The organism is Ruegeria sp. ABF4_144 (assembly GCF_056160045.1).
Genome location: NZ_JBSWWK010000004.1, coordinates 127,905 through 150,240, shown reverse-complemented (window position 1 = coordinate 150,240; position 22,336 = coordinate 127,905). Strand labels below are relative to the sequence as shown.

Annotated in this window: 19 protein-coding genes; 10 read left to right on the top strand and 9 right to left on the bottom strand. The window is 52.1% G+C overall.

Features of this window, described 5'->3' with window-relative positions:
- Positions 1 to 669: 669 nt before the first annotated feature.
- Entirely contained in the window at positions 670 to 1,035 is a 366-nt protein-coding gene (locus tag ACXAGD_RS22965; RefSeq protein WP_475214464.1) for a hypothetical protein, read from the bottom strand.
- Between the two features lie 470 nt (positions 1,036 to 1,505).
- Here ACXAGD_RS22965 and ACXAGD_RS22960 point away from each other — a divergent pair, with 470 nt between their 5' ends.
- Positions 1,506 to 2,516 carry a DMT family transporter gene (locus ACXAGD_RS22960; RefSeq protein WP_475214462.1) on the top strand — a complete coding sequence of 337 codons (1,011 nt, stop codon included), beginning with the start codon at positions 1,506 to 1,508 and terminating at the stop codon, positions 2,514 to 2,516.
- 513 nt (positions 2,517 to 3,029) lie between these two features.
- On the opposite strand, the gene ACXAGD_RS22955 is transcribed toward ACXAGD_RS22960, so the two are convergent.
- The 3 genes from ACXAGD_RS22955 to ACXAGD_RS22945 form a co-directional block, all read right to left on the bottom strand.
- Positions 3,030 to 4,172: a DUF3095 domain-containing protein gene (locus tag ACXAGD_RS22955; RefSeq protein ID WP_475214460.1), complete on the bottom strand. Its 1,143-nt coding sequence runs from the start codon at positions 4,170 to 4,172 to the stop codon at positions 3,030 to 3,032.
- Between the two features lie 114 nt (positions 4,173 to 4,286).
- On the bottom strand, positions 4,287 to 4,616 hold the full coding sequence (locus ACXAGD_RS22950) for an Ig-like domain-containing protein (RefSeq protein WP_475214458.1): 330 nt from the start codon (positions 4,614 to 4,616) through the stop codon (positions 4,287 to 4,289).
- 1,471 nt (positions 4,617 to 6,087) lie between these two features.
- A complete protein-coding gene (locus ACXAGD_RS22945) occupies positions 6,088 to 8,652 on the bottom strand; it encodes an Ig-like domain-containing protein (protein ID WP_475214456.1) in 2,565 nt (854 codons plus the stop codon).
- A gap of 333 nt (positions 8,653 to 8,985) precedes the next feature.
- On the opposite strand from ACXAGD_RS22945, the gene ACXAGD_RS22940 reads away from it, so the two are divergent.
- From ACXAGD_RS22940 to ACXAGD_RS22930, 3 genes are all read left to right on the top strand, one after another.
- On the top strand, positions 8,986 to 9,501 hold the full coding sequence (locus tag ACXAGD_RS22940; protein WP_475214454.1) for a YHS domain-containing (seleno)protein: 516 nt from the start codon (positions 8,986 to 8,988) through the stop codon (positions 9,499 to 9,501).
- 278 nt (positions 9,502 to 9,779) lie between these two features.
- The gene (locus ACXAGD_RS22935) at positions 9,780 to 10,421 is read left to right on the top strand and encodes a hypothetical protein (protein ID WP_475214452.1); all 642 of its coding nucleotides are present in this window, start codon (positions 9,780 to 9,782) and stop codon (positions 10,419 to 10,421) included.
- Between the two features lie 300 nt (positions 10,422 to 10,721).
- On the top strand, positions 10,722 to 11,153 hold the full coding sequence (locus tag ACXAGD_RS22930; protein WP_475214450.1) for a hypothetical protein: 432 nt from the start codon (positions 10,722 to 10,724) through the stop codon (positions 11,151 to 11,153).
- A 165-nt stretch (positions 11,154 to 11,318) separates the two neighbouring features.
- On the opposite strand, the gene ACXAGD_RS22925 is transcribed toward ACXAGD_RS22930, so the two are convergent.
- Positions 11,319 to 11,903, bottom strand: coding sequence for a rhomboid family intramembrane serine protease (locus ACXAGD_RS22925; protein WP_475214448.1), 585 nt, complete (start codon positions 11,901 to 11,903; stop codon positions 11,319 to 11,321).
- A 522-nt stretch (positions 11,904 to 12,425) separates the two neighbouring features.
- Here ACXAGD_RS22925 and ACXAGD_RS22920 point away from each other — a divergent pair.
- Complete coding sequence (locus ACXAGD_RS22920) at positions 12,426 to 12,647, top strand: hypothetical protein (RefSeq protein ID WP_475214446.1); 222 nt, start codon at positions 12,426 to 12,428, stop codon at positions 12,645 to 12,647.
- Positions 12,648 to 13,013: 366 nt separating this feature from the next.
- Here ACXAGD_RS22920 and ACXAGD_RS22915 read toward each other — a convergent pair whose 3' ends face one another.
- A complete protein-coding gene (locus ACXAGD_RS22915; protein ID WP_475214444.1) occupies positions 13,014 to 13,757 on the bottom strand; it encodes a metallophosphoesterase family protein in 744 nt (247 codons plus the stop codon).
- Between the two features lie 167 nt (positions 13,758 to 13,924).
- Positions 13,925 to 14,461, bottom strand: a complete 537-nt coding sequence (locus tag ACXAGD_RS22910; protein WP_475214442.1) for a hypothetical protein — start codon at positions 14,459 to 14,461, stop codon at positions 13,925 to 13,927.
- Between the two features lie 230 nt (positions 14,462 to 14,691).
- On the opposite strand from ACXAGD_RS22910, the gene ACXAGD_RS22905 reads away from it, so the two are divergent.
- Entirely contained in the window at positions 14,692 to 15,114 is a 423-nt protein-coding gene (locus ACXAGD_RS22905; RefSeq protein ID WP_475214440.1) for a TIGR03067 domain-containing protein, read from the top strand.
- Positions 15,115 to 15,498: 384 nt separating this feature from the next.
- Positions 15,499 to 15,918, top strand: a complete 420-nt coding sequence (locus ACXAGD_RS22900) for a putative quinol monooxygenase (RefSeq protein ID WP_475214438.1) — start codon at positions 15,499 to 15,501, stop codon at positions 15,916 to 15,918.
- A gap of 74 nt (positions 15,919 to 15,992) precedes the next feature.
- Here the strand turns inward: ACXAGD_RS22900 and ACXAGD_RS22895 are convergent, their stop codons facing one another.
- Positions 15,993 to 16,883: a LysR family transcriptional regulator gene (locus ACXAGD_RS22895; protein ID WP_475214437.1), complete on the bottom strand. Its 891-nt coding sequence runs from the start codon at positions 16,881 to 16,883 to the stop codon at positions 15,993 to 15,995.
- Between the two features lie 121 nt (positions 16,884 to 17,004).
- Between ACXAGD_RS22895 and ACXAGD_RS22890 the strand changes: the two genes are divergently transcribed.
- Together ACXAGD_RS22890 and ACXAGD_RS22885 are read left to right on the top strand one after the other, a co-directional pair.
- Complete coding sequence (locus ACXAGD_RS22890) at positions 17,005 to 18,615, top strand: GMC family oxidoreductase (RefSeq protein ID WP_475214435.1); 1,611 nt, start codon at positions 17,005 to 17,007, stop codon at positions 18,613 to 18,615.
- A gap of 23 nt (positions 18,616 to 18,638) precedes the next feature.
- Positions 18,639 to 19,847 carry a mandelate racemase/muconate lactonizing enzyme family protein gene (locus tag ACXAGD_RS22885; protein ID WP_475214433.1) on the top strand — a complete coding sequence of 403 codons (1,209 nt, stop codon included), beginning with the start codon at positions 18,639 to 18,641 and terminating at the stop codon, positions 19,845 to 19,847.
- 216 nt (positions 19,848 to 20,063) lie between these two features.
- Here ACXAGD_RS22885 and ACXAGD_RS22880 read toward each other — a convergent pair whose 3' ends face one another.
- Positions 20,064 to 20,585, bottom strand: coding sequence for a hypothetical protein (locus tag ACXAGD_RS22880; protein WP_475214431.1), 522 nt, complete (start codon positions 20,583 to 20,585; stop codon positions 20,064 to 20,066).
- Between the two features lie 1,200 nt (positions 20,586 to 21,785).
- Here ACXAGD_RS22880 and ACXAGD_RS22875 point away from each other — a divergent pair.
- Entirely contained in the window at positions 21,786 to 21,974 is a 189-nt protein-coding gene (locus ACXAGD_RS22875) for a hypothetical protein (RefSeq protein ID WP_475214429.1), read from the top strand.
- The last annotated feature ends 362 nt before the right edge of the window (positions 21,975 to 22,336 follow it).

The following is a 22,336-nucleotide window of genomic DNA, read 5'->3' as shown; positions in this document are numbered from 1 at the left end:
GTGAAGGAATGTCAGTGTCCCTTATTGTGGATATCCTTAGCGCGAGCAAACTGCGACGAACGTTCTGGCAACCGGGAATTTGGAGTCCCCGTACAACATTCAGGCCAGATTGTATGTAGAGCCAAGTGTTTCAGGTTTGGATCCCCACAAGCCGAACTGGCATTCGAAATGGATGATGCGCCAAGTTTTAAGAGAGTACTTAGTACCGGCCTAAGGATCGCAGTGACTTCGAATAAGGCCACGTAAATGAGGATACGGCTGATTGTACCGTACGTGTCTTCCGGAAGGTCCCGCCTACCGTCGAAGAAAGCAAGACCGGTGCGCTCGCCGAAAACTGTTAAAGCCTGGGACACAAGCAGGCTAGCCATTGGCAAAGCTAGGAGGTTTACCTCCAATGCATTGCACAGAGTTTCAAGAATTGAGGGCGCTGATCTATTCTATCACTTGTGGATTACGGCTTGGCTATTGCCCTACACTAGTAGCACAAGCCTCATATTCAGACCTAAGTCAATAAAACACAAAGCGTAGATCCTGCCATCCCAATGCACAGGGGCAAGCGATCATTTCACTGGAGACTGTGATTTTTTTGGACCGTGACCAGAAACAGCCATTCGTCTTTACACAACAATACTGCAGGTTTTGCCAATATCCGCTTTTTTGAAATGAGGTTCAGAAACGTGGCTGTATCCAAAGCGTCCACCCCACCCAAATAAAGAAGACTTGTAAGAAGACACGGGCAACTGCCAGGGACAGGGGTGATATTACTGGGTCATCGCGGAGCAGATCCCAGATATGCAATGGCATGTAGCCAACGCATAGAAGAGCAAAAAGAAGGCCGCCAAACGAGCGCGTCGACGGGATCAAGACGAGAATGGCGATGCCGATTTCCAAAACACCCGAAATAATAACAGTCGCTTTGGGTGGGAATGGTGGGAAAATAAAGCCGAAGAAAATTTCAGGCCTGAAGAGATGCAGTAAGCCTCCCCCGCCCATTAACAAAACTATTAGGCCGATATCCCAGTATTTTGCCAGCATGGTTTTCCTTCGTATCACTCTTGAGTTTTGACTGCACCGGCTTCGTGGGGAGCCAGGGTTATACGTACATCCACCGACCATTGCATCAAATCTGTCTTACCGGAGCCCGCAAGCGAGCGCGACCGCTAGCCCATGCAACATGTTGTTACCGGGCTCAGACACCACTGTAACCAACTCGCGAAAATCACACGTTATAATTGGGTAGCAGTAAACTTTGGTCAGGGCAGAGGACCGACATAGGGCTTTTGTCTTAGGTTTTCACAGTATCGTGTGTCGCCCCTACCCGAAGCTCAACACTCCTTCTATTTGACACGAAATACCGCCGATAGGTTTTAGAAAATGCAATAAAAACAAATACTAGTCGACTAAAGTCGACAACGGGATTAGCTGATTTGCAAACGAGTTTGTGTACTGAGATAGGGGTGACCTGCAAAGTGCTCCGTGTTAGCTGCCACCCGAAAGGACACCCCATGGCAGCGAAACAACAATTGCAAAACCCGACAGCCGGTATTGCTTTCATCTTGGTCGGAATATTGACGATTTCTATCAATGATATGCTGATCAAATTTCTGTCGGGTGGTTATCCTTTGCATCAAATGGTGTTTACGAGATCACTGATCGGTATCGCGTTTGGCTTGGCCCATATGCGCATGGAAGGTGGTTGGCGTATTCTGAAAACTGACCAGCCGGGCCTGCACCTTCTGCGCGGTGCACTACTCGTCGTTGCCAATCTGACATTCTTTACTGCTTTGGCAGTAATGCCTTTGGCAGAAGCCACTGCTGTATTCTTTGTGGCTCCTTTGATGATTACCTTGCTTAGTATCCCACTGCTTGGTGAGAAAGTTGGTCCCATGCGGATTGGTGCGGTCGTATTGGGATTTGTGGGAGTGGTGATTATGACACGCCCATGGGCAGTCAGCACGGATCGTGACGTTAGTCTGTTGATGTATGTCCTTCCGATTGTTGCGGCTTTCACCTATGCCCTTACTAATGTGCTCACCCGGTTCCTTGGCGCAAAGTCCAAAGCCTCCGCGATGGCTGTTTACCTCCAGACGTGCTTTATCGTCGTTAGTTTTTTGTTCTGGTCTGTGGCTGGGGACGGGCGCTTCGCAAATGGCATTGAAAACGAAAGCATGATTTTTCTGTTGCGGGCTTGGGTTTGGCCAGAAGGCGCAGATCGCTGGTTGTTTGTTGGGCTCGGGTTCAATTCTGCAATCACTATGTATTGCCTCGGCCAAGCCTACCGTTTGGCAGATGCCGCCACAGTGGCACCTTTCGAATATGTCGGTCTGCCAATGGCAATTCTCTGGGGATGGGTCATATGGGGAGAGCTCCCAAACCTGCCTGTTGCGATTGGTATTGTATTGATCTTAGGGTCCGGGCTGTTTGTCTATTTGCGAGAGCGTCAAAAGGATAAAAACGTGGTGGCTCCCAAGAGTACGCCTGCTGCAGCTCGTCCCAATGCAAGACAAGTTAACTGAAGGCTTTATACGTAAAGCGATAAATCTGGTGTCGGGATGCCAGGCCGCAAAGTGCCTCTACCAGATATTCAAAATTAGGCCTGGCATTCTCCTCTAGTATATTTGTTGTGAGTTCTGTCAGTGATCGTGACCTTGGGACTAAAATGTTTTCTTGTTGTCTCTTTGTTTCGCCAAGAGCGTTGATAAGGCCAACGCTTTGGAGCAAAGTGTTTGATCTGGTGAAACGCCATGCATTTCCCTCGTTCATCCGGGGCTGATTGAAGCGCTAACTCGGAGTTTTTTTACCGTTTTCACTTTTCATCATCCATAAACTAGGAACCTGTTGAGGTTTCGAATATGGGTAGTGAAAACCTCGCTTGTATAGATATCCTTCTTGCTACCATCAACCAAACCGGAGCGGTCCAGGAGCAGATTACTTTCTGATCCAAAACCACTTCCGACTTAAGGGAATAGAAGGGGCAAGTTCTTACAATCGCCTTGGCCATTTCAGAACGTTGAAAAGCCGCCAGCGTTTCAACCTCGGAGGGTCGCGGCTGCTTGCGCATAACCGCCAGCGGCACCATCAACGAAGTGAACGTGATCGTCGCGCGTCGCTGAGGGGACAAAGCAGGTCATCATCGCCTCATCCTGCGCATGTAGCCCATATCGAACCTTGCCCATCCGATGTGCTTCCTCCAACATGGATTTAATTTGCGACAGCGTTGCGGGATCGCAGTCCAGCGTCATTTTCAAACCGTCATCGAATTTTCGGAAATCTGCGTTCTTGCTAACCATGACTCTGTAGTGCTCGGGGTCGAAATTGCCTAAGCGTTTTTTTGTCAGGAACAGTAGTGCGATCAGAAGGTTTTGACCCAGAAGCTTAAGCTTGTGTAGAAAAAAGCGCTGGCCAGCACGCGAGACATGCGTATCAAGAGAAATACCGGGCGATGGCCAGGCCATCGGGGGGCCCAATTCGGGCACTGGATGCCCTGCACGTTCCAAGCGTTCTGAAGCAGCCAAAACAGATTGAGCCAGATTGGCAAAGTCAATCTCGGTCGCGCTTGTCGTGGGTTGCACTACTAGAGATACAATTTGGCCGTGTCGGGCCGGGCTGTTGGACCAGCGGCAGGACAGTCCAGTCAGGTCAGGTTGTGCACCTGGATCGGCGGGGGGAACCAAGTAATGCCCTGCCTTCATCTGAGTTTCTGCCCAGGCTAAACCTCCTCCGTTAAACATCGCGTAGTCCACACCAGTCGAAGGAGCAAAGCGTGCCACACGCAGGTCTTTGCCTGCCTTACGGAGATCAGTCACGGGTACAAGCGCAACGCGAAGGGGCATCGAAAATTCCTCTTCCGACCACCGCCGCAGGTCTGCCAGCGCGCTGTGTGCTCTTTCCGTTGCAGAGGGCGGAATTGCAAAGCCTGCACCATCACCGCCAAACACGTAAGGGAACAGTTCGCCCGTCATCTCGTTGATCATGGCCGAGATAACTGCCGCCCCTACCATGTTCACGGTTTTGTAGCGCCCACGCGAGATCTCACCCGTCGAGTCGATGATATCTGCTACTCCAAGCACCCAATCATCTGGTACCGGAGTAAAACTTGTAGGGTGTGCCAGCTGAGTGAAGTCATGCAGCAGCGGCAGGTTTTTGTAAAACTCGGAACGGATGTCGCTCATTTTTCCCCTCAAAGAATTCGATTGTTTGAACTCAGCCAAAATTTGATTGCTGTTAGTTCGCTGTGAAGCTCTACATGTGCTTGTCTGAAAAGCACTGGGAAGCGTCAGGCTCGCTTAAGTGACGGTGTGGTTGATGCGCATCGTCAGTTCTTCCACTACTGCCGTCGTTCCCAGACTGGTGTTCCCGTCCGCGTCGGTTGCTGTCACCTTGAAAACTTGGCCATCCACAAGAGCGGGGTTGGGAGTAATGCGCCAAGCCCCTGTATTCGGATCCGCCGCAGCGACGAAATTCGGCTTACCGTCCCCGTCAATATCAACTTCAATCGTGGAACCGGGGTTTGCCGTGCCGGTGATCTGAGTTCCATCAGTTCGGTCAATTGCTGTAGCTAAAGATCCCGTTTTTTTGGCCGCACCAATCGCGCGATCAACAGATTTAGCGATCATCCCATTTCACCTTGTTCGGTTGTTAAAAATCCGCTCATGGCGCAGTGCAGATCCCTAAAGTTTTCCGTGAAACAAAACGACAAATCGCGCAAAAAAGTTTCGGCGTTTCCAATGCCGTTTGGCGTGATAACCACCTTGTGACCGGCGTAGCCTAACCACCCCAAACTCATTCAAGGTGAAGTTTTCTGACGAACTATTCCGCCTAGCGGGATACCATTATTGAGCTCGGAGGGATTTGCTTGTGCAGAGAGAGGCTTAGTCAGGCTTTCAATGGACTTCGACTTTCCTTCCAGTTCTCGCAACGCGCGCCAATGATCATGCTTTTCGTTGTAATATCTGCATCTTTGCGCATTACAGGAGCGCCCGCGTTGGGGGTGATACTCAACAGCTGATCTTCTGAATTTGACAGCTCTCAAAAGCAAGAGTGGATATTTTTCCGTCGGTTTGCAGTTTCTTCTAGAAGTACAGAGGTCGAGAAAAAGTTGTTGTTAAGTCAAAGACCTGGTGAATGCGCGAAAATCGAAAGACCTGCCCCTCGTCTTTAGAACGAAAACTGGACTGAGCAGTCGTGAGGCGTATCTGTGTATCAGTAAGCGAAATCGACGGATTGTTTAATCATTGTGGGTTCCATTACAACCTCTTGCTGAGGGTTTGACAGGCAAGGTACCAGTTTTGAAAAGACTTATTTGTCGAATTTTTGGCCACAGGTGGCGCGCTCGATGGGGTGCGGGCACTCCCTTTCATCGCTGTCAGCGCTGTGGTGCCGGGGGAGACTCTTTCGGGAATGAAATCCACCAAAAGAAGGAGTGAGTGCGGATACTAATGAACTACGTACTGACAAATGCATAGTATTCCGAATATGTCAGGTGCCCACTAACTCGTTGTCAGACATGTCAAAGGCTCTAAACACTGCTGGGTGGATGTTCAGCCCACGATAAATTGGTTCCAGTAGCAAAACGACGACCACCGGTTTCGATGAACAAAACAGCACCTCCGCATCAAAAGCCAAGTAATACACTATAGCTAAATGCAAGATAACATGCAGCTTGAGGGCTCTATAAAGCTAAATCTCAGTGTGAAGTCTCAGCTCACACAAAAGGTGCATGCTTTCACAATCGATGAATGGCTACGGCGCAACTATTTTGACTACGCGGTATCTGTGAATTTCGCGGTCTCACCTGTGTTCGAATTTGAGATGGATGGAATTTCAGTTATCGCTCGCGCGCAAGACTGAAGGCATGGAAAGCATTCAATCCATGGCGCCATTCAGCCCTGGGAACGGGTAGACACAACTATCGACCACGTCCAATCGGCTCAATAGGTCGCTCAGCAGCCGCAGGTTTCGACTTTAAAAAGGAGTTGAAAAGTTTTGTCATTAGAGGGTCATGAGTGGGGCAGGGCGCTTCCACCTTTCCCAATCAAACCAACATCGCTCTGCTATCCTTCACGCACCAAAAACCCGCCCCTCACCTCACATGGCTACAAGGTTACCGGTAGCCATAAGGGTATCCAGCAGGCCATCGGTGTGAATCACCCCTTGCAAGTCGATTGTGACCTCCCGGTCCAGCATGCCTGTGCCATCATGATCGATGGTCAGGATCGTGTTACCGGCACCACCATCTTCAGCTGTGACAAAGTCCGAGATATCGCTTGAGATATCGGTGCTGTCAGTACCAAAACCGATCAGCAGATCACTGATGTCGATGATGTCACCCTCTGCTGTATTGAAGTCGGTGATGATATCGTTGCCTGCGTTTTCGAAGCCGTAGTCGAATGTATCGCTGCCGCCCCTGCCAGTGAGCCTGTCATCCCCAGCACCCCCGACCAGGAAGTTGTCTCTGTCGTCGCCAGTGATAGTGTCATCTCCACCCAGGCCATGGACGATCGTGGGATCTGTGTCGCCGACGGTCAGCGTATCGCCGTTCACGGCGTCTCCGGCCGTCGCGCCAACGAAACGGTCGACGCCAAAGTTGCGGACACCATCGGTATTTATAACCCATTGATACGTATCGACCAGGTACTGTGCTGCGGTCATATCAGAGAAGTTGGAAGTATCCAAAAACACACTATCCTGGATTGCTGTTTCGCCAGTGGTTCTGTCCAGCTTGGCCCAACCCCTCAATGTGCTGTCCATGTTCGCGACGGAAATGCCCGGGGGGCTAAGGCTGCCCCCAAAAAAATTGTCCATGTCCGTCACGCTACTGATATCCCAAGCCCCAAGGTCTTGATCGAACACTTCTGCGCCATCAAACATGTTGACCATGCTCGTCACATTGCTTGTATCCCAACTCCGGATGTCCTGATTAAACGCGCCTGCGAAAAGGAACATGTTGCTCATATCCGTGATGTTCCCGGTGTCCCAGCCGCTAATGTCCTCGTTGAAAGTAAAATTGGCAAAAAACATACCTACAGCACTTGCCGCCTGCGAGGTGTCCCAACCTGGGAGGATGTCCGGTGGGGGGGTGTTGCCGCTACTGAACAGATTGTCCAACGTGGTTTCGTTCTTTCCTTCGCGTCCAGCGTTGCCCTCCAGATCAGTGAAGGAGTTTTGTGCGACGGAGACGGCGACATTGGTGTGAGGAAGGCCTGGGCCAAAGTCAGAATCGACGCGCATCGTAAAGACTGTGGGGTCGTCGGTATCCTGCGCAAACGAGCCCGCGACGATCTCCCCGTTCTCGACGTTGATGTCCTCGACCGTGAACGTAGAGGCATCAATCTCTTCGCTGAAGCGGAACGTGATATCCCCGGTGCCTCCCCCATTGCCCAAGATCGTCATCGTCGGGGCGATCCCATCCACAGCTTCCGTCACTTCCCCACTGACGTTCCCTGCAGCGTCTTTCGCGGTCGCGCTGAATTGCTGAGCATCGCCGAGAGGCATGTCGGCGTCGGCAACAGCTCTGAATTCTCCGTCCGCATTTGCCGTCGCGGTTAAGTCGATCGTCCCGTCCTGATTAAGGTCAATCTCAACCGTGGAGCCAGCCTCCGCCGTGCCAACGATCTCGTTGGCATTCGCTTGGGTAATGGTTGGATTCAGAGGTGGTGTGGCATCCACAGTGATCGTCTCACTCACACGGACGTTGCCTGCAGCATCCGACGCGGTCGCAGTGAAGGAGACGCCATTATCAAGAGCAGGCATGGGCTCAACACGGAACTCCCCGGTGACTGGATCCGCCATCGTAATAATCTGATCGCCGTTCTCAACGTCAATCAAGATCGTGGCGCCGGGCTCTGCGGTGCCGGTGATCTCCGTGCCATTTGTCGGGTTGATCACAACCTGGTCAAACACATCCACTGTGACCGGGACTTCTTCACTGACGTTGCCCGCCTCATCCCGCGCCCGCACCGTGGGCATGTCACCATTCTGAAGCTCGGGATCGATCACAACGCTGAACTCCCCGGTGACCGGATCTGCCGCTGCGGTGAAGTCAGCCACACCGTCCCCATTAACATCCACCTCAATCGTGGAGCCAGGCTCCGCCGTGCCGGTGATCAAGGATCCGCTTGCCTGTTCAATGCGCGGAAGCGGGGGCGGCGTGTCGTCGCCCCCGCCAGTGGAGCCACCTCCAGAAGCCGCGACCGCAACCGCCGTTACCCCGGCCACGCCTCCTGCAAGCAGCAACCAGGGTGGAACTGGTGCACCGACACCGGCCAACAGAGCTTCATCATCCGCCACCGGAGCCTCGCCTGTATTGGTGTTCTTATTGTAGTAGTTCTCAATCACCAGCGTGTCGCCATTCTCAAGGCGCACGATCATGTCGTCGCCCCGGCGCACCGTGCTGGTCACCTCAGTCATTCCACTCACAAAGATCCGGCTGCCCTGACCGGTTTCACCGCCCCCGAAGAACCCACCAAGGACAGTTGTGCCTCCACCGCTGGAAGTGACAACAAGGTCATCACCGTTGCGCACAAGGCTCTCGACCGAACCGACATTGAGCCCCAGCTGGACATCAGACGGCCCGGACAGCTCGACGACACCTCCGGACTGAACAACATCCAGCTCCGCGCCAGATGCGCGATCTACAACTTTCACAACCATCTCAATCCACCTGCCCGGTCACCAAAAGAGTTCTTCCAAAACAGGAAACGACCCATTGCCTCAAAAAGTTTCAGCGTTTCCCATTCCGCCCTGCGACCGAGTCACCCCGTCACCATCACAGCCCCTCCCAACCCATACCCGTTCCGGCGCAGAGTTTCCGCAGGCCCATCCCACTCAGCGAGACGGAGGTGTTGTCGTTGAGCCAATGATCGCTGTACGGCCACAGGCTCACCTGAAGTCGAAGAGACGTGATCGCCGCTTTGAAGCTAAAGGTCTTCTAGTTCCTGCGAAGGCCCAAGATCAGTTATCTAGATCCGAAAAAAAGGAAACAAAATGAAACGTTTAGCAACGACTATCGCCGCAGCGGCTTTTGTAACGCCTGCTTTTGCCGGTGATCAATATGTAGACGGAACAGGCTTCGCAGTGTCCGGATATGACGTGGTTTCATACCGCAGCTTAGATCAAGCTCCTGTAGGCGCGTCCCAGCCCGAGCCCTCAAGAGGCCGCGCAGATATAACAGCAGAGTATAACGGTGCCACCTGGGCATTCGCCACTGAAGAAAACCGTGCTGCATTTGTTGCGAACCCTGCCTACTACGCGCCACAATACGACGGTCATTGCTCTTATGGAGTAGCCAAAGGGGGCAAGGTTCCTGCAAATCCAAATCTGTGGCGCATCGTAGATGATAAGCTGTATCTGAATATCACTGATGTCGTTGTCGGTTTTTGGGAAGAAGACGTTCCTGGAAATATCAACTTAGCGCAAGGCAATTGGCCGGGCATTGAGACTGATGCAGCATCCACTAGCGTAATTCCTAAATGGTCTTCGCAAGGCGTGATAAAAAACTGAAAACACTTGCCGCTCAAAAGCCCGGTCTCGGATGGCCGGGCTTTTACCTAGGATACACAATCTGAGCGCTTAAACCTAAACTAAGAAGACCATTGGAATGTATCGTCGAGGGACAGGCAGGTGGACCACTGCTAGTGCAGCCTTTCTGTGAGACGTCCCTCCATCTATTCGCGAGTGATTTCGCAGTAGACCGGGACAAGTACTTCATAGCCGCCAGCCCTGTTCGCAATCTGCCCACAAGGCTAGCGCCTTGGCTTAGGTGACTTTACTGGGAGCCTTTGAGCAAAAAGCGGGAGCTCCTGCATTCCAGTGAGCGAGACGCCGAGCTTTACAGCCCAGTTCAACACAAATATCCGCGTTACCTCACAACAGAACTGCCAATAAATCACAACTGGCTGAAAAACATGGGAAGTATTGGCTCAAGAAGTATGTTTTCAAAGCTCACATCAATTGAAAAGGGTACTCTACCCGTTTTTTTGTTGGTGCTGATTGGAAATGGAACAAGCGCTTGGGCACTCGATGATTGCCCTGACGCAAGCTACAACTTGAAGGGTGAATGGCATAGTCCAATTAGCCCGATAGTGCCCATCAATGAATTTCAACTCGTGTTTGATGAGCTCAACCGTGGCACTTATGGTTGCTACTGGGTGCGCAACATGAATGGTCTACAAGATACTCAGCCAGGTGAAACCTACCTTGCTTTCATAGCCGGGCATACTGAGAAAAATATAACAGTCATTATTGCGACACAGGATGGGCAGAGCACCTCGATCAATGGTTTGCCTAGCATACGAGAAGACGCATACCTTTATGCTATTAGGCTGGCCAAGAACGGTTTAACCACCGACACGTTTTCCAGCGCAGGAATCGGCTTGCGTTTGCGTGGCAGGCCGCGCTCCACCACAGGTGTAGACGAGTGATGGACGCAACGACCCCAATGCAATTGTCAGACGAAACAGATTTTCAGCTGTTTTTCAGTTAAGTCGTTGATTGTGATGATAAAAAACTACCACATGTTCACAAAATGTGCCGCTCGCAGCAATAGACTTGAGAATGTATTCAGCATGAAAAAAGAAGAGTTTCAAACAAAAGAAAATAAGCTGCTTTTTAGCGACAGAGTTTGGCTTGGTCCGCAAACCGCTCCGGGCACTAGCTTTCTCGTCATTCCATTACAGCGATGAGGGGTATGGCACATGCGAGCCGAAAAACCGTGAGGTGATATGACAAAAATATTCACGACTGGTTTCGCAACCGCTGCGTTGCTGTTCCTGTGCCTCAAGGTTCTCTGGCCAAGTGATGAAGAAGATTCGTTTACTAATCTGCCACCTGAAACTGCCCCCGGCATCGTTGAGACGCGAGGTGGTTTGCTGACAGAGTCGAAGGAAGGCCGCATTGGCAGCATCTACTTTGGAACTGTCTATTTCACGAACGGGTTCCTGACCGGCTGTGAGCTTCAGACTGACTTTAAGTGGCAGAACGAAATGACAGGAGTTCTAATTCCAGTAGCGTTGTCTTGTGATGATGATCGTGCCCGGGATGTTTCTACCGCTGAAATCAGCCCAATCTATTTTGATAGACGGAGGTGGCCAGACCCCAAAAACATGCTGTTTCAAGTCTATGACACAAGAATTAGATACGACCATGGCAATTGATTGCTCCCCGGAAACCTATTTCCTCTCGTAGTAAGAGATTATAGCCCGTTGTGATGGGAATTGTCTCGCCCATGCCTTGGGGTCGAGGTGTCTTTTGACACACTGCCATGTTTGAGATGCTGAAAACGGTCAAAGTCGAAAGATTTCTAAAGCTGTTGTTGGACGTCAAACAATACGCGGTAAGTGCACATGGGTGCGGATTAAAAGTGCCGCTACGACCCCAGCCAAGGCTCCAAACAGATGTGCCTCCCACGAAACGCCGGGTTGGCCGGGCAAAACGCCCCAAATGATTGATCCATAGACGAGCGCCACCAACAGTGCGGCCCCCAGTGTTACTGGTGACCTGTCGACTACACCGCGCGCAACAAGGAATCCGAACCATCCAAATACAAGACCAGACGCACCGATATGGATCGCGTTACTGCCAAATACCCAGACAAGCGCGCCGCCCAAGGCAACAATAACAGCATTCACCAATAGCAACGCGCGCGTTGCAGTCAAAGCAAGCAATGTGCCCATCAACACAAGTGGTGGCGTATTCGATATGATGTGAGAGAAGCTCGCATGCAAAACTGGCATTCCGATCAGCCCATCAATTCCGCCTATTTGCCGTGGGATCAGGCCGAAAGCCACGTTCAAACGGTAGTCCACCAGCCAGTTGATGACCTGTATCACCCAAATTACAGCTATGAAGATGATCAACGCTCTAATGCGATCACCAACAACGCCCTTGTTTGCTCGTTCTCCCATCTACACAAAGTCTTTCTTTAGCTGAAAACGATTAAAAAAGTGCCAAGGCTATTCATTCTCAACCATATAATTCCCGTTTGAGAGGGGTGCTACAGTATACAATACGAAGCTGTGCACGCTATGGTTGCAGCAAAGCGCTGCTATCGTGTTAATGTTGCGTAGGCCAGCCGATCCTTCACAAACAGCATGGATAAAACAAAGCGCTCTGACACGAAGGTCGATCAAACAGATGATAACGGATAGGAGAAAATTATTGTGTCTTACTCAATCTAGAGCAGCCAACTTGATGGCCCTGGTCGTGTTGGCTCCATCGTACATAGCGACTTATTTGAGCAACAAGAGGGTTTATGTGGTGCCAACCCCTGCTGCGCCAGGTTTTTTCGCGGCCAGGATTGGCGTTGAGGAACAATCCACTCAAACATGGGTTGATAGGGATCACCGGGAGCAAGAGGTGGCAGGCCCCGTTGATACATTCGAGGGCCTTCAAACGAAATTAAAGAGTTCATGACAGGGAGTTGAGTTTTGGCAGAAGGTTTTTTCTCGCTTTCGGAGGAAGATGTTCCAAAGTTGATGGCGCATCATTTTAACTTGGTCGTTGCTGTTTGGGTGGCGACTGACTTGACTGTAGAAGATATTGCGGAAGGCGCCTCGAACTTAGTTGGTCGACAGCACATCCAAGCCTTTTCCGACATGTTGTTTGCGCTCGGGGAGGCAGATGATCAACTCAAAGAACAGTTCCCCTAAACGGAGAGCACAATTAGTTTAAGGCTCTTGGCGTATCTTGGATTGGCCGCAATAAAACTCTTTTCATTGGAAAGTTAAACGCGGGTATCGTGCGAACACCACTGACGCTCCTTGTCCATCGATTGCATCCCAGCGTTTGCCTGCCCCTGTTCATGCTATCCACATTGATCGACCGAAGAATCTTTTAGTATTAAAGACACCCTTTTTCAGAATTTTCGGCCATATACTGATCGTACGTCTCCCGACGTGGGACAACTAATCAATGTCTGGTTCGAGCCCTTGTTTTGTGATGCTAAAAGCGGATGAACTGCCGTATTGAAAGAAGAAAGAGGATCAAACCCCCATTCTCTAACGTCTACCCGTCGGCTATTTTTCGAACCATCCCGTCGCCAAAGCCCTCGCCCAATCTTCACGCTGATTTCTTTTAGCGCATACGCTGGCTTGCTGTGCCGGGTAAGGAACGGACCGGAAAGTGGCGGCCCATTCATCATTCAACTTTTCAACTATAGCATACGATGCGTTTGGTGATCCGGTTTGCATATAATGGTAGACAGGCGCCTTATCGTCGTAAGCCGGGCAGCCAACACTGCCCGGATTTAGTATTGTGCGACCATCCGGCAACCGAACACATCTTGGAATATGAGTGTGAGCACATAAAATAAGCTTCTGGGTGATACCGTTCGCGTACTGCCTGACCTCGTTCAAAGTAGAGGCTCGAACTGTCCCATCTTTTTGGACATGCTCAAGCCAGTAAGTTGAATCGCTAGCCGGCGTTCCATGACACATGAAAACATCATCAAATACGATGCGCGTTGGCGGCAGACTACCTATCCAGGCTAAGTGTTTGGATGATAGCTGATCAAATGCAACTTGGTCGGAAGGCCCCATCTCTGACCGATTTTGTTCAATCAGGTTGCGATCGTGATTACCTCTAACCGAAACAAAATCGTGCTCCATAAGTAAGTCGGCGGTTTTTGCCGAGTTAAGAGGGCCGCTGAAAAAGTCGCCGAGGTTTACAGCAGTCTGAACCTCAAGTTTCGACATGTCTTCAAGGACCGATTCCAAGGCATCCGAATTCCCATGAATGTCAGCTAACACCGCGAATTTCATGCGTAAAACGTCACATCAACGGATCGATAACACAAGGAGTAATTGAGACAACCGTCCTCTGGCCCAGAACGCAAACGGCGGCTTTGTACGCAAAATAGGCATTCGTGCCAGTTGCAGCGAAAGCCCGTGCCGAGAGGGTTAGCCAAGAGACACTGCATCAACGACCGTCAAGCCTTGATGAAGTGCATTCGGGAAGCCTCGATTTCAAGCATTATGACATCGTTCATAAAAGCCGCTTCGGGCGTCTCGTCTCCGATAGGATAAGAGCGCTTGGATAACATTTCCAATCTGTGCACCCAGGGCCTCAGGTGCGTGCTTTCAACAGCCATCTTGAGATTGTCCAGGTTAGCTTTTGATCTCGTGTTAGAATAGGCCTTTAAAGCCTTCAAGATTACTTCGCCCAGGCTTTGTGGTCGATCGCTAAGGTCAGCACCGCCGCCTTTCGTCAAACTGCTATCAGCTTCCGCACGGGCCAAACCATCTGTGATTGCTTCGGACACTTGCCTCAGAAAACTGGCTCGCCGTTCAGCGCACCAATGGTAGGCACTGGAACCACTGTATAGATTTGGGAAATTGAAATGTTGCCTCACACGCTCAGGCATCATTTCACTTACATTAATCAAAGTGATAACCAGGTCTACTACGCTTTTAGCGTCGGTGTGTTGCGTGCAATGGCGCATTCTTTCAAGCGCTTGCAAGTTCATGTCTGTCGCGTGGTCGCCCGTATTCCAGTTCCGCATCTCAATTCAACTTTCTTTCGGTAATTTCTTACTGAATTAGATATACGGTTCCTCAACCGTTTTAGGCTTCAACTCAGATGCAGAATTGCAAGCGCTCATGTTGTTGCGCAGTGTGTGGTGCGAGCCCATCAACGACATTCGGCCAGCAATGTGCTAACCCATTTCTGAGTAGTAAATTTCCCGCTGGAGCTTCCATGAATCCGATTAGCCAAGCTGACTTTGATAAACTCCAAGGGGTGTGGTCACAGACCTATCTTGAGGCAGACGGTGTCATCGAGCCACCAAATGACGAGCACACAGCACCGGGTGCGGTGTGCATTATTGAGGGCAATGAATTTAGGGTCGTTACACCTGATAACACACTGTTGCTCAAAGGCGCTTTTGAGCTGGATGCGACAGCGACACCGAAAGCGATCACATGGGTGGATTCAATCGGTGAAGATGCAGGCAAGGCACTTCCCGCAATCTACGAGCTGACGGACAAGACTTTCCGCTTCATCGCTGCGGATGAAGGTGAACCACGTCCGACGCAATTCAAAACGGTGGCAGGTTTGACAATGCGAGAGTTCCTTCGTGTGGATTACTCGGGGAGGCAGTCGGATAAGATGGAATCCTAGGTCGGCCGGTTTGTCCGCAGAGCAGGCCATTTTTGTTAGACGCGCCGTGGGGGAGGAGCTTTGCTCTCTAGGTCGGACTTGAGCCCCACGCGTCGGCGCGGCTGGCATCTTCGCACACGAACACGTTATCTACTGGTGTCCTGTACCAACTTGTTTACAAATACTTACTGTTCTACCCAATGTCCTGTGAGCTAGCAGTATGACACTGCTAAAGGCCGCTGCAGTCTGTTTTCGTCTTCCCGTGTCTTCCTCATGGCATATTGGGTTGAGCTGTAGCGGCCGACAGCTCCGCGAGCGCTGGGTGCCCAATAGCTCGAACTGCAAAAGTTGAATTGTCTAGGTTTATGAACCAAGCTTGCTAGATCAACAATTAAGGATCTTGCTATGAAATTTTTTACTATTGTCGCCGTAGCAACCGTTGCCGCAGGAGCAGCAATGGCCGAAGACCAAAGTGCGGATGACGTGCATTGGCACGTTACAATGACAATTAATGCTGGCCAGGCCGATGCTGTGAAGCCGCTTCTGGATCGGATGGTTGCAGCAACGCAGGAGAACGAACCGGGTGCGTTAATCTACGACTACATGGGCTCCGGGGATCAGGTGCACATTTCTGAACGCTACGCCGACAACGCTGCAGCGATGGCGCATATGGAGAATTTTGGTGCCAACTTCGCAGAGGAGTTTTTGCAGACCTTCTCGATCACTTCCGTCACTGTGTATGGGCCGGCAGGCGAGGATCTGAAGGAAGTGCTTGCGCCGTTTTCGCCTACATACATGCCGCAGATCAGCGGCTTCGCTCGCTAAGATCTAGGGTTGGTGCGATGCCGTTTCGTGGTTCCTCAAAAGCACGTAGAGCGCTTTGAAATTTCCGCGAATGTTCATCTTGGTGGTAGACGATCATGCTCTTGCAGCCACTCATGAACTCTGCGGACCTCTTTCTTTTGGAGCGCATTGTCGCGCGCAACTAAAAAGAAACCGCGCGGTAACAGCAACCTAAAGTCCAACGGCGAAATCAACGTACCTTGGTCGATGCTTCCTCGAGAAAAGCTTTCGGCCACAATGGCGGCCCCGCTGCCACCTGCAAGGATCTGAAGCGCAATCAGTGTTGAATCCGCTTTGGGCCCATTTATGACCGGTGGTAGTTCCAGTCCGTATTGCTCGGCCATGAGCGACCAATCCGGTTCGGACCCAATAATCAAAACCGCATGTTTGGCCAGTGTCTCAAAGCTGAGATCCGCACCGAAAGACGCCGCGAACTCCGGGTGGCAGACCACATGGGCATAGCGGTTGCCCAAATGGCAGATATTCTGTTCCTGCCAGTCGCCGTGTCCAAAGCGGATCTCAAGATCATGGCTGTCGGATGTGGCCTGATCGGTCCACACTGCGGTGGTAATGTGGATTTCCAGATCGGGGTTATTGCGATGAAACTCGGACAAGCGAGGAGCGAGGACCAATGCGGCGTAACTGATCGAACAATGCACCCGTATGATCCGCTTGCGGTCAATATCAAACAAACCGCTGGTTGCGGCCTGCAAATCCGAAAAGGATTTGGCGACCGGTTGAGCATAGGCATGCCCTGCATCCGTGAGCACGACGCCGCGCGGCTGCCGGATGAACAGGGGCGTTTTAAGGTGCTGTTCCAAAGCCTTGATCTGTTGGCTGACAGCAGCAGGCGTCAGACCCAATTCATCCGACGCAGCAGCGAAACTGCTGTTGCGGGCCGCCGCATCAAAGGTGCGCAGCCACGAGACTGGAGGCATTTTTGTCATCAGGACTTCCGCTTGGTCTTCTCAATAAGAGTTTAGTATATTATGCCCTTTGGGTTAAAAACAATAAATTGAGTTAATGCTTTAATTGCTTGCACTCTGTCCTCTGTAAAGAGGAGCCAGTATGGCGATGGAATTCGACTATATCATCATAGGGGCAGGATCTGCCGGCAGCGTTCTGGCCGACAGGCTGAGCAAGAACACATCCTTTCGAGTTCTGGTCGTCGAGGCCGGCGGGGCCGACAACAATCCCTGGATCAAGATGCCGCTTGGCTATGCCTTTACCTTTTCCAACCCAAGCGTGACCTGGCAGTATTACACACAGGCAGATCCCGGCCTGAACGGGCGCAGCATCTACTGGCCGCGCGGCCGCACTCTTGGCGGTTCCAGCTCGATTAACGCGATGGCCTATGTGCGTGGCTTGCCCCATGACTTTGACGACTGGGAAACCGCCGGGGCAACAGGCTGGAACTGGAAAAGTGCTCGTAAGACATTTGAGCGAGTGGAGACCAGAATATCAAAAGGGATCCAAACTGGCGATGGCCCGCTTTTTGTGTCGGATCTCTCAGACAGAATGCACCCCTTTGGAACCTACTTCCTGAAAGCCGGGCAGGATCTGGGCTGGCCCGTAAACGAAGATATGAATGCCGCAACCGGCGAGGGGCTATCCTTTTTTCGCAGCACCGTGCGTGATGGGCGGCGCTGGTCAGCGGCGGATGCATTTCTGCGCCCGGCGCTGAAACGCAACAACGTGAAGCTGGAAAAAAATGCCCTTGTCGAAAGGCTGACTTTCGATGGGCTGCGCGCAACTGGTGTCAGGTATCGCAAGGGGCATCAGCAGTTTGTCGCGATGGCCCGGCGAGAGGTCATTGTCAGCGCAGGGGCAACCAATTCACCGCAACTGCTGCAGCTGTCCGGCCTCGGCCCGGCCGAGCTCTTGAAATCTCATGGTATCCCCGTGGTGCAGGATCTTGGCCATGTGGGCCTGGGCCTGCAGGATCACCTGACAATCGGTCACTATTATGAGGCCACCGAGCCTACGCTGAACGCGACCTTGGGCTGGAAAATCGGTCAGGGGCTGGCCGGCCTGCAGTATTTTCTGGCGCGCAAGGGGCCGCTTAGCGTGCCGTTGAACAACGTCGGCGGTTTTGTACGGTCCGGCAGCGATCAGCCTGTTCCCGACATGCAAATCTACTGCAACCCCGCCAAATACGAAATCCCAAGAGGCAAGCCCCCGGTGATGAACCGAGATCCCGGTTTTCTGCTCTGCATCCAGCCCTGTCGCCCGACCAGCCGCGGCTCCATTGCCATTACCTCGGCTGACCCAAACGACGCACCGCTGATCCAACCGAATTCACTGGCAACTGAACAGGATCGGGCCGATGTCATCCGCGCCGGACGCCTGCTGCAGCAGCTGGCTCGCGCGCCATCGATTGCACGGGTCACAAAGGCACCCGTTGCGCCGGATATCGCACCGATGGATGACGATGCGTTGCTGGAAAACTTTCGCGCACGCGCCACGACGAACTATCATCCAAGCTGCACCTGCCGCATGGGCAATGACGCCTCGGATTCCGTGCTGGACGCCCGGATGCGGGTGCATCGGGTTTCCGGCCTGCGAGTCGTGGATGCCTCGGCCTTTCCCAATATCACCTCGGGCAACACCAATGCGCCGACCATCATGCTGGCGATGCGCGCCGCTGATCTCATTCTCGAAGACGCAGGCCAACTCTGATCCTGCAGCAAGGGGCTGATACTATGTATCTGGACAAAATCGAAACTTTCGTTGTCAGCAATCCTCCTCCGCGCCATGGCGGGCGTTATTTCATCTTTCTGCGCCTGACCACCGCCTGCGGTGTCACCGGCGTTGGTGAAGTTTACAACGCCACCTTCGGACCGGATCTCTGTGCTGCCATGGCCTTGGATGCATTTGAGCGGCATTTCCAGGGCGAAGATCCGCATCATATCGAAAAGCTCTGGCGCCGCACTTATGGTGCTGGCTACACTCTGCGCCCGGATGTAACGGTCATGGGCGTTCTGAGCGGGTTGGAAATGGCCTGCTGGGATATTATCGGCAAAGCAGCGGACAAACCGGTCTATGAGCTAATGGGTGGCAAAGTGCACGACCGTCTGCGCAGCTATACTTATCTCTATCCCACATCGGGGGATGTGTACCCCGATCCTACCACCCCCAATGTTTATAATGACCCCGATATCGCTGCCGACATTGCGCTGGAGGCGTTGGAAAAAGGGTTCACGGCAGTCAAGTTCGACCCCGCAGGCCCGTATACGATTTACGATGGCCACCAGCCCAGCCTGAAGGATCTGGACCGCAGCGAAGCCTTCTGCCGTACCCTGCGCGATGCCGTGGGCAACCGCGCTGACCTTCTGTTTGGCACCCATGGTCAATTCACCGTATCCGGTGCCAAACGGATGGCGAGGCGGTTGGAGAAATACGAGCCCCTCTGGTTCGAGGAGCCGACAACGCCGGAAAACCCTGCTGATATGGCCGAGATTGCCCGCTACACATCAATCCCCGTCTCAACCGGTGAGCGCCTGTGTACAAAACACGAATTTGCCCGTGTTCTTGAGGTGGGAGCCGCCTCGATCCTGCAGATGAATCTGGGGCGCGTCGGCGGCCTGTTGGAAGCCAAGAAAATCGCGTCCATGGCTGAAACCCGTCAGGCCCAGATCGCACCACATCTATACAATGGTCCGATTGTTGCGGCTGCAAATATACAGATCTCGGCCTGTTCGCCCAATTTCCTGATACTGGAAAGCATCGGCACATTTGACGGGCCTTACATGTCCATCGTGAAAACCGATTTCCGCTGGGAAGATGGATATGTCATCCCACCAAGCGCGCCGGGTCTGGGCATTGAGCTCAACGACGAGGCCATCCGCACCAACCCCTATACAAGCTCTGAACTGCACCTGAACATGGTTCGCGAGCCGATGCTTGTCTGAAAGAACCGACATCCGCGCTTGGCGCATTGTTCGCTAGTATGGGCTCGATGCAGCCATCCTCTTCGGTGCCCCCGATTGGTCAAAAGAGCCCTGAGCCGCCATTCAGTCCGACTAGGACGCTGTCCGGGAATTAGGCAACTAGCAGCACCAAGGTGGGCTCTCGACTTGCCTTGATTATGCAGCCTAACAGCTCACTATCGTTGTATTCTGGCCACGCTACCTAGATCTTCGGTTACCAAGGACCGGTATTGGTACTTCAACGTAAAGCTTACGAAACTCTGTCAGCACCATCTCAACCGCTGCATCAAAAGTCCCGTTTCTGAATGATAGGCTTTTTTCAACCTCATAGATGTAACGCCAATCTATGAAAGCGTCTTGGTGCTGAAAGAGGACGCTGCGAAGATCGTAATCCACGAAAGAAAAGTCTGGATACAATGGCGCTACAGACCGTTTGAATTCTTGGTTCAGTCTATGTTGCGTTTCAGGCTTTAGCTTTTCGAAAAGCTTGTCCAAGTTATGTACCTTAGGGGCTTTTGGTTTGTTGTGGTCGAAGACGAACCACGCCTTCAAAGCCAATTCCATCGCCAAAGCCAAGAGCATGGGTTCGACACCGCTATGATCGAAGCCGTCATTATCCCAATGCTCAGTTTCATGAGGACTTGGAATTTTTCGAGATTTGACTAGGATGCCGTTTGCAGCTTTGGCAATTCGGATCGCGGTGGTTAGACGGTGGTTCATTTTACCAGCTTTTAGTTATCCGTGTTTTGTAAGCAGCAGAGCTAAGAACGTAAACCTTGGCCAAGCTGACTTCTTTGCGAATGGCACCGTTGTCAGTTCTATTTTCTGCAAAATGACCTATTTCGGAAGGCCGCACTCGCCGGGCAAGTGGAACGCGCACAGATCCCCATGTTCACGAACTTTGAGGAGCGCGCTGCCCGCAAGGTCACATCCGCACTCATGAAACAGGGGATGCTCGTGGCTCCGAGCCATCGTGCTCCCCTCCGGCTTGCTTTTCCGCCGGACGCAGTCGAGCGGTGGTTTCCGCTCTTCTTTCCCAATACACCGGGAGGTTCACCATGAACGAACGCGGACCGATTGTTCCCTTGGCGAGGCGCTTTACAAAGACATTTGCGCCATCAGCGAACAACGACGGCGTCACAGAGTAAATAAGGGCAGGGCCGCGAAAGCCGCTCTTTTCTTTTGCTCTAGCTCACGGCCGGGCAGTTTCGCACACGAAGACGTTATGCACCGGTGCTCCCGGTTACCTTGTGCTTACTCGCTCACAACTCTACTAATGCGTGTGTCAGGGAGTGGCCTGACAACCAAGGTTAGTTGCTACAGCGCTTGCGTCTTCGTCCCAGAGAACGTCCACCTCTCGTCCTGTGCGCATGTGCTGTAGCAACTGCCAACACTTGAAACCCAAAATCAACTTTCACTATTCCATTTCTTTCAGGAACTGACGTAGCTTCAGGCTTGCTGAGAAAAGATGGTTTTTTTGAACGTCGAGTTTAGTTTCTGCCCGTCGCTTGCTGGTTGTTTCTTCTCAACTTGAATATGGACGGTAAGGGCAAATCCTGCGCCACTCGGCCAGGACCGTGTCCCCGCGAGAGACTAATCCAGCCGCCGCTATCTTTGGTTGCCTGTCTCAAAACCTGTTTTTCAGTTTTCAGCACGCGCTTTTGCTTTCAACGCCTTACTTGCCGATCAAGCAGATAGACCAACAAGTCATGCAACTCACGGCGACCGGTTCCCGTATATCCCAATTCAACTAGAAGACTACGAAGCGGTGTTTCTTCACTCAGAAGATACTGAACGGAGGATGAAATGAGCGTTTTTAGCCAATTGGTTGAAACCCCAAACGGCTTGACCGTTTCCCGGCCCAAGCTCGCTTGCAGCCAGGTGCGGACATTTTACTGAAACACTGCAAGAGAAGACAGCATGAAGGGTATCGACAAAAGCGCCCAGCTATCCGGTTTAGATCCGGACACTTTGCGCCAACACATTGACCGTGTTAACGACGCAAAATTGGACGAGGCTGCTAACATGGCGAGCAACGACAAGGGTTTGAGTTCACTTGAGGACAGTGCGCAACAGACCGAAGCTTTGAAAACACCAGGCGGTAAATAAACAACCAAGACACATACGATTGGCGGGGCGAACACCTGATACGCCGCACTGTTCGCAATTCAAACGACGCAAACCTGACGAATTCGAAAATGTGTTGGATCTGGGCACGAAACTGCCCGGCTTGCCCCCCGATCCGAAACCAAAGTCGAAGTAGGGGGAATGACCAATGCAGAAACCTGCACCACAAAAAGGCGAAGCATGCTGACTTTTGGGTGTTAGGTATGAGGCCGAGTAACAAGCAGTGGAGGCTTGCCGCGATTGGCGTCTAGCGAATGCTGAGTCTGCTGCTGGAAGTTGTTCCCGATCAGATTTACGTAGCAATGGCTGCGATTGATACTTCCACACAAGAGGGAATGCGCAAC

Bases quoted from the DNA above. Each gene is read 5' to 3' on its own strand.
- ACXAGD_RS22965 (WP_475214464.1), bottom strand. From the start codon at position 1,035: ATGCTGGCAAAATACTGGGATATCGGCCTAATAGTTTTGTTAATGGGC.
- ACXAGD_RS22960 (WP_475214462.1), top strand. From the start codon at position 1,506: ATGGCAGCGAAACAACAATTGCAAAACCCGACAGCCGGTATTGCTTTC.
- ACXAGD_RS22955 (WP_475214460.1), bottom strand. From the start codon at position 4,172: ATGAGCGACATCCGTTCCGAGTTTTACAAAAACCTGCCGCTGCTGCAT.
- ACXAGD_RS22950 (WP_475214458.1), bottom strand. From the start codon at position 4,616: ATGATCGCTAAATCTGTTGATCGCGCGATTGGTGCGGCCAAAAAAACG.
- ACXAGD_RS22945 (WP_475214456.1), bottom strand. From the start codon at position 8,652: ATGGTTGTGAAAGTTGTAGATCGCGCATCTGGCGCGGAGCTGGATGTT.
- ACXAGD_RS22940 (WP_475214454.1), top strand. From the start codon at position 8,986: ATGAAACGTTTAGCAACGACTATCGCCGCAGCGGCTTTTGTAACGCCT.
- ACXAGD_RS22930 (WP_475214450.1), top strand. From the start codon at position 10,722: ATGACAAAAATATTCACGACTGGTTTCGCAACCGCTGCGTTGCTGTTC.
- ACXAGD_RS22925 (WP_475214448.1), bottom strand. From the start codon at position 11,903: ATGGGAGAACGAGCAAACAAGGGCGTTGTTGGTGATCGCATTAGAGCG.
- ACXAGD_RS22915 (WP_475214444.1), bottom strand. From the start codon at position 13,757: ATGAAATTCGCGGTGTTAGCTGACATTCATGGGAATTCGGATGCCTTG.
- ACXAGD_RS22910 (WP_475214442.1), bottom strand. From the start codon at position 14,461: ATGAACTTGCAAGCGCTTGAAAGAATGCGCCATTGCACGCAACACACC.
- ACXAGD_RS22905 (WP_475214440.1), top strand. From the start codon at position 14,692: ATGAATCCGATTAGCCAAGCTGACTTTGATAAACTCCAAGGGGTGTGG.
- ACXAGD_RS22900 (WP_475214438.1), top strand. From the start codon at position 15,499: ATGAAATTTTTTACTATTGTCGCCGTAGCAACCGTTGCCGCAGGAGCA.
- ACXAGD_RS22895 (WP_475214437.1), bottom strand. From the start codon at position 16,883: ATGACAAAAATGCCTCCAGTCTCGTGGCTGCGCACCTTTGATGCGGCG.
- ACXAGD_RS22890 (WP_475214435.1), top strand. From the start codon at position 17,005: ATGGCGATGGAATTCGACTATATCATCATAGGGGCAGGATCTGCCGGC.
- ACXAGD_RS22885 (WP_475214433.1), top strand. From the start codon at position 18,639: ATGTATCTGGACAAAATCGAAACTTTCGTTGTCAGCAATCCTCCTCCG.
- ACXAGD_RS22880 (WP_475214431.1), bottom strand. From the start codon at position 20,585: ATGAACCACCGTCTAACCACCGCGATCCGAATTGCCAAAGCTGCAAAC.
- ACXAGD_RS22875 (WP_475214429.1), top strand. From the start codon at position 21,786: ATGAAGGGTATCGACAAAAGCGCCCAGCTATCCGGTTTAGATCCGGAC.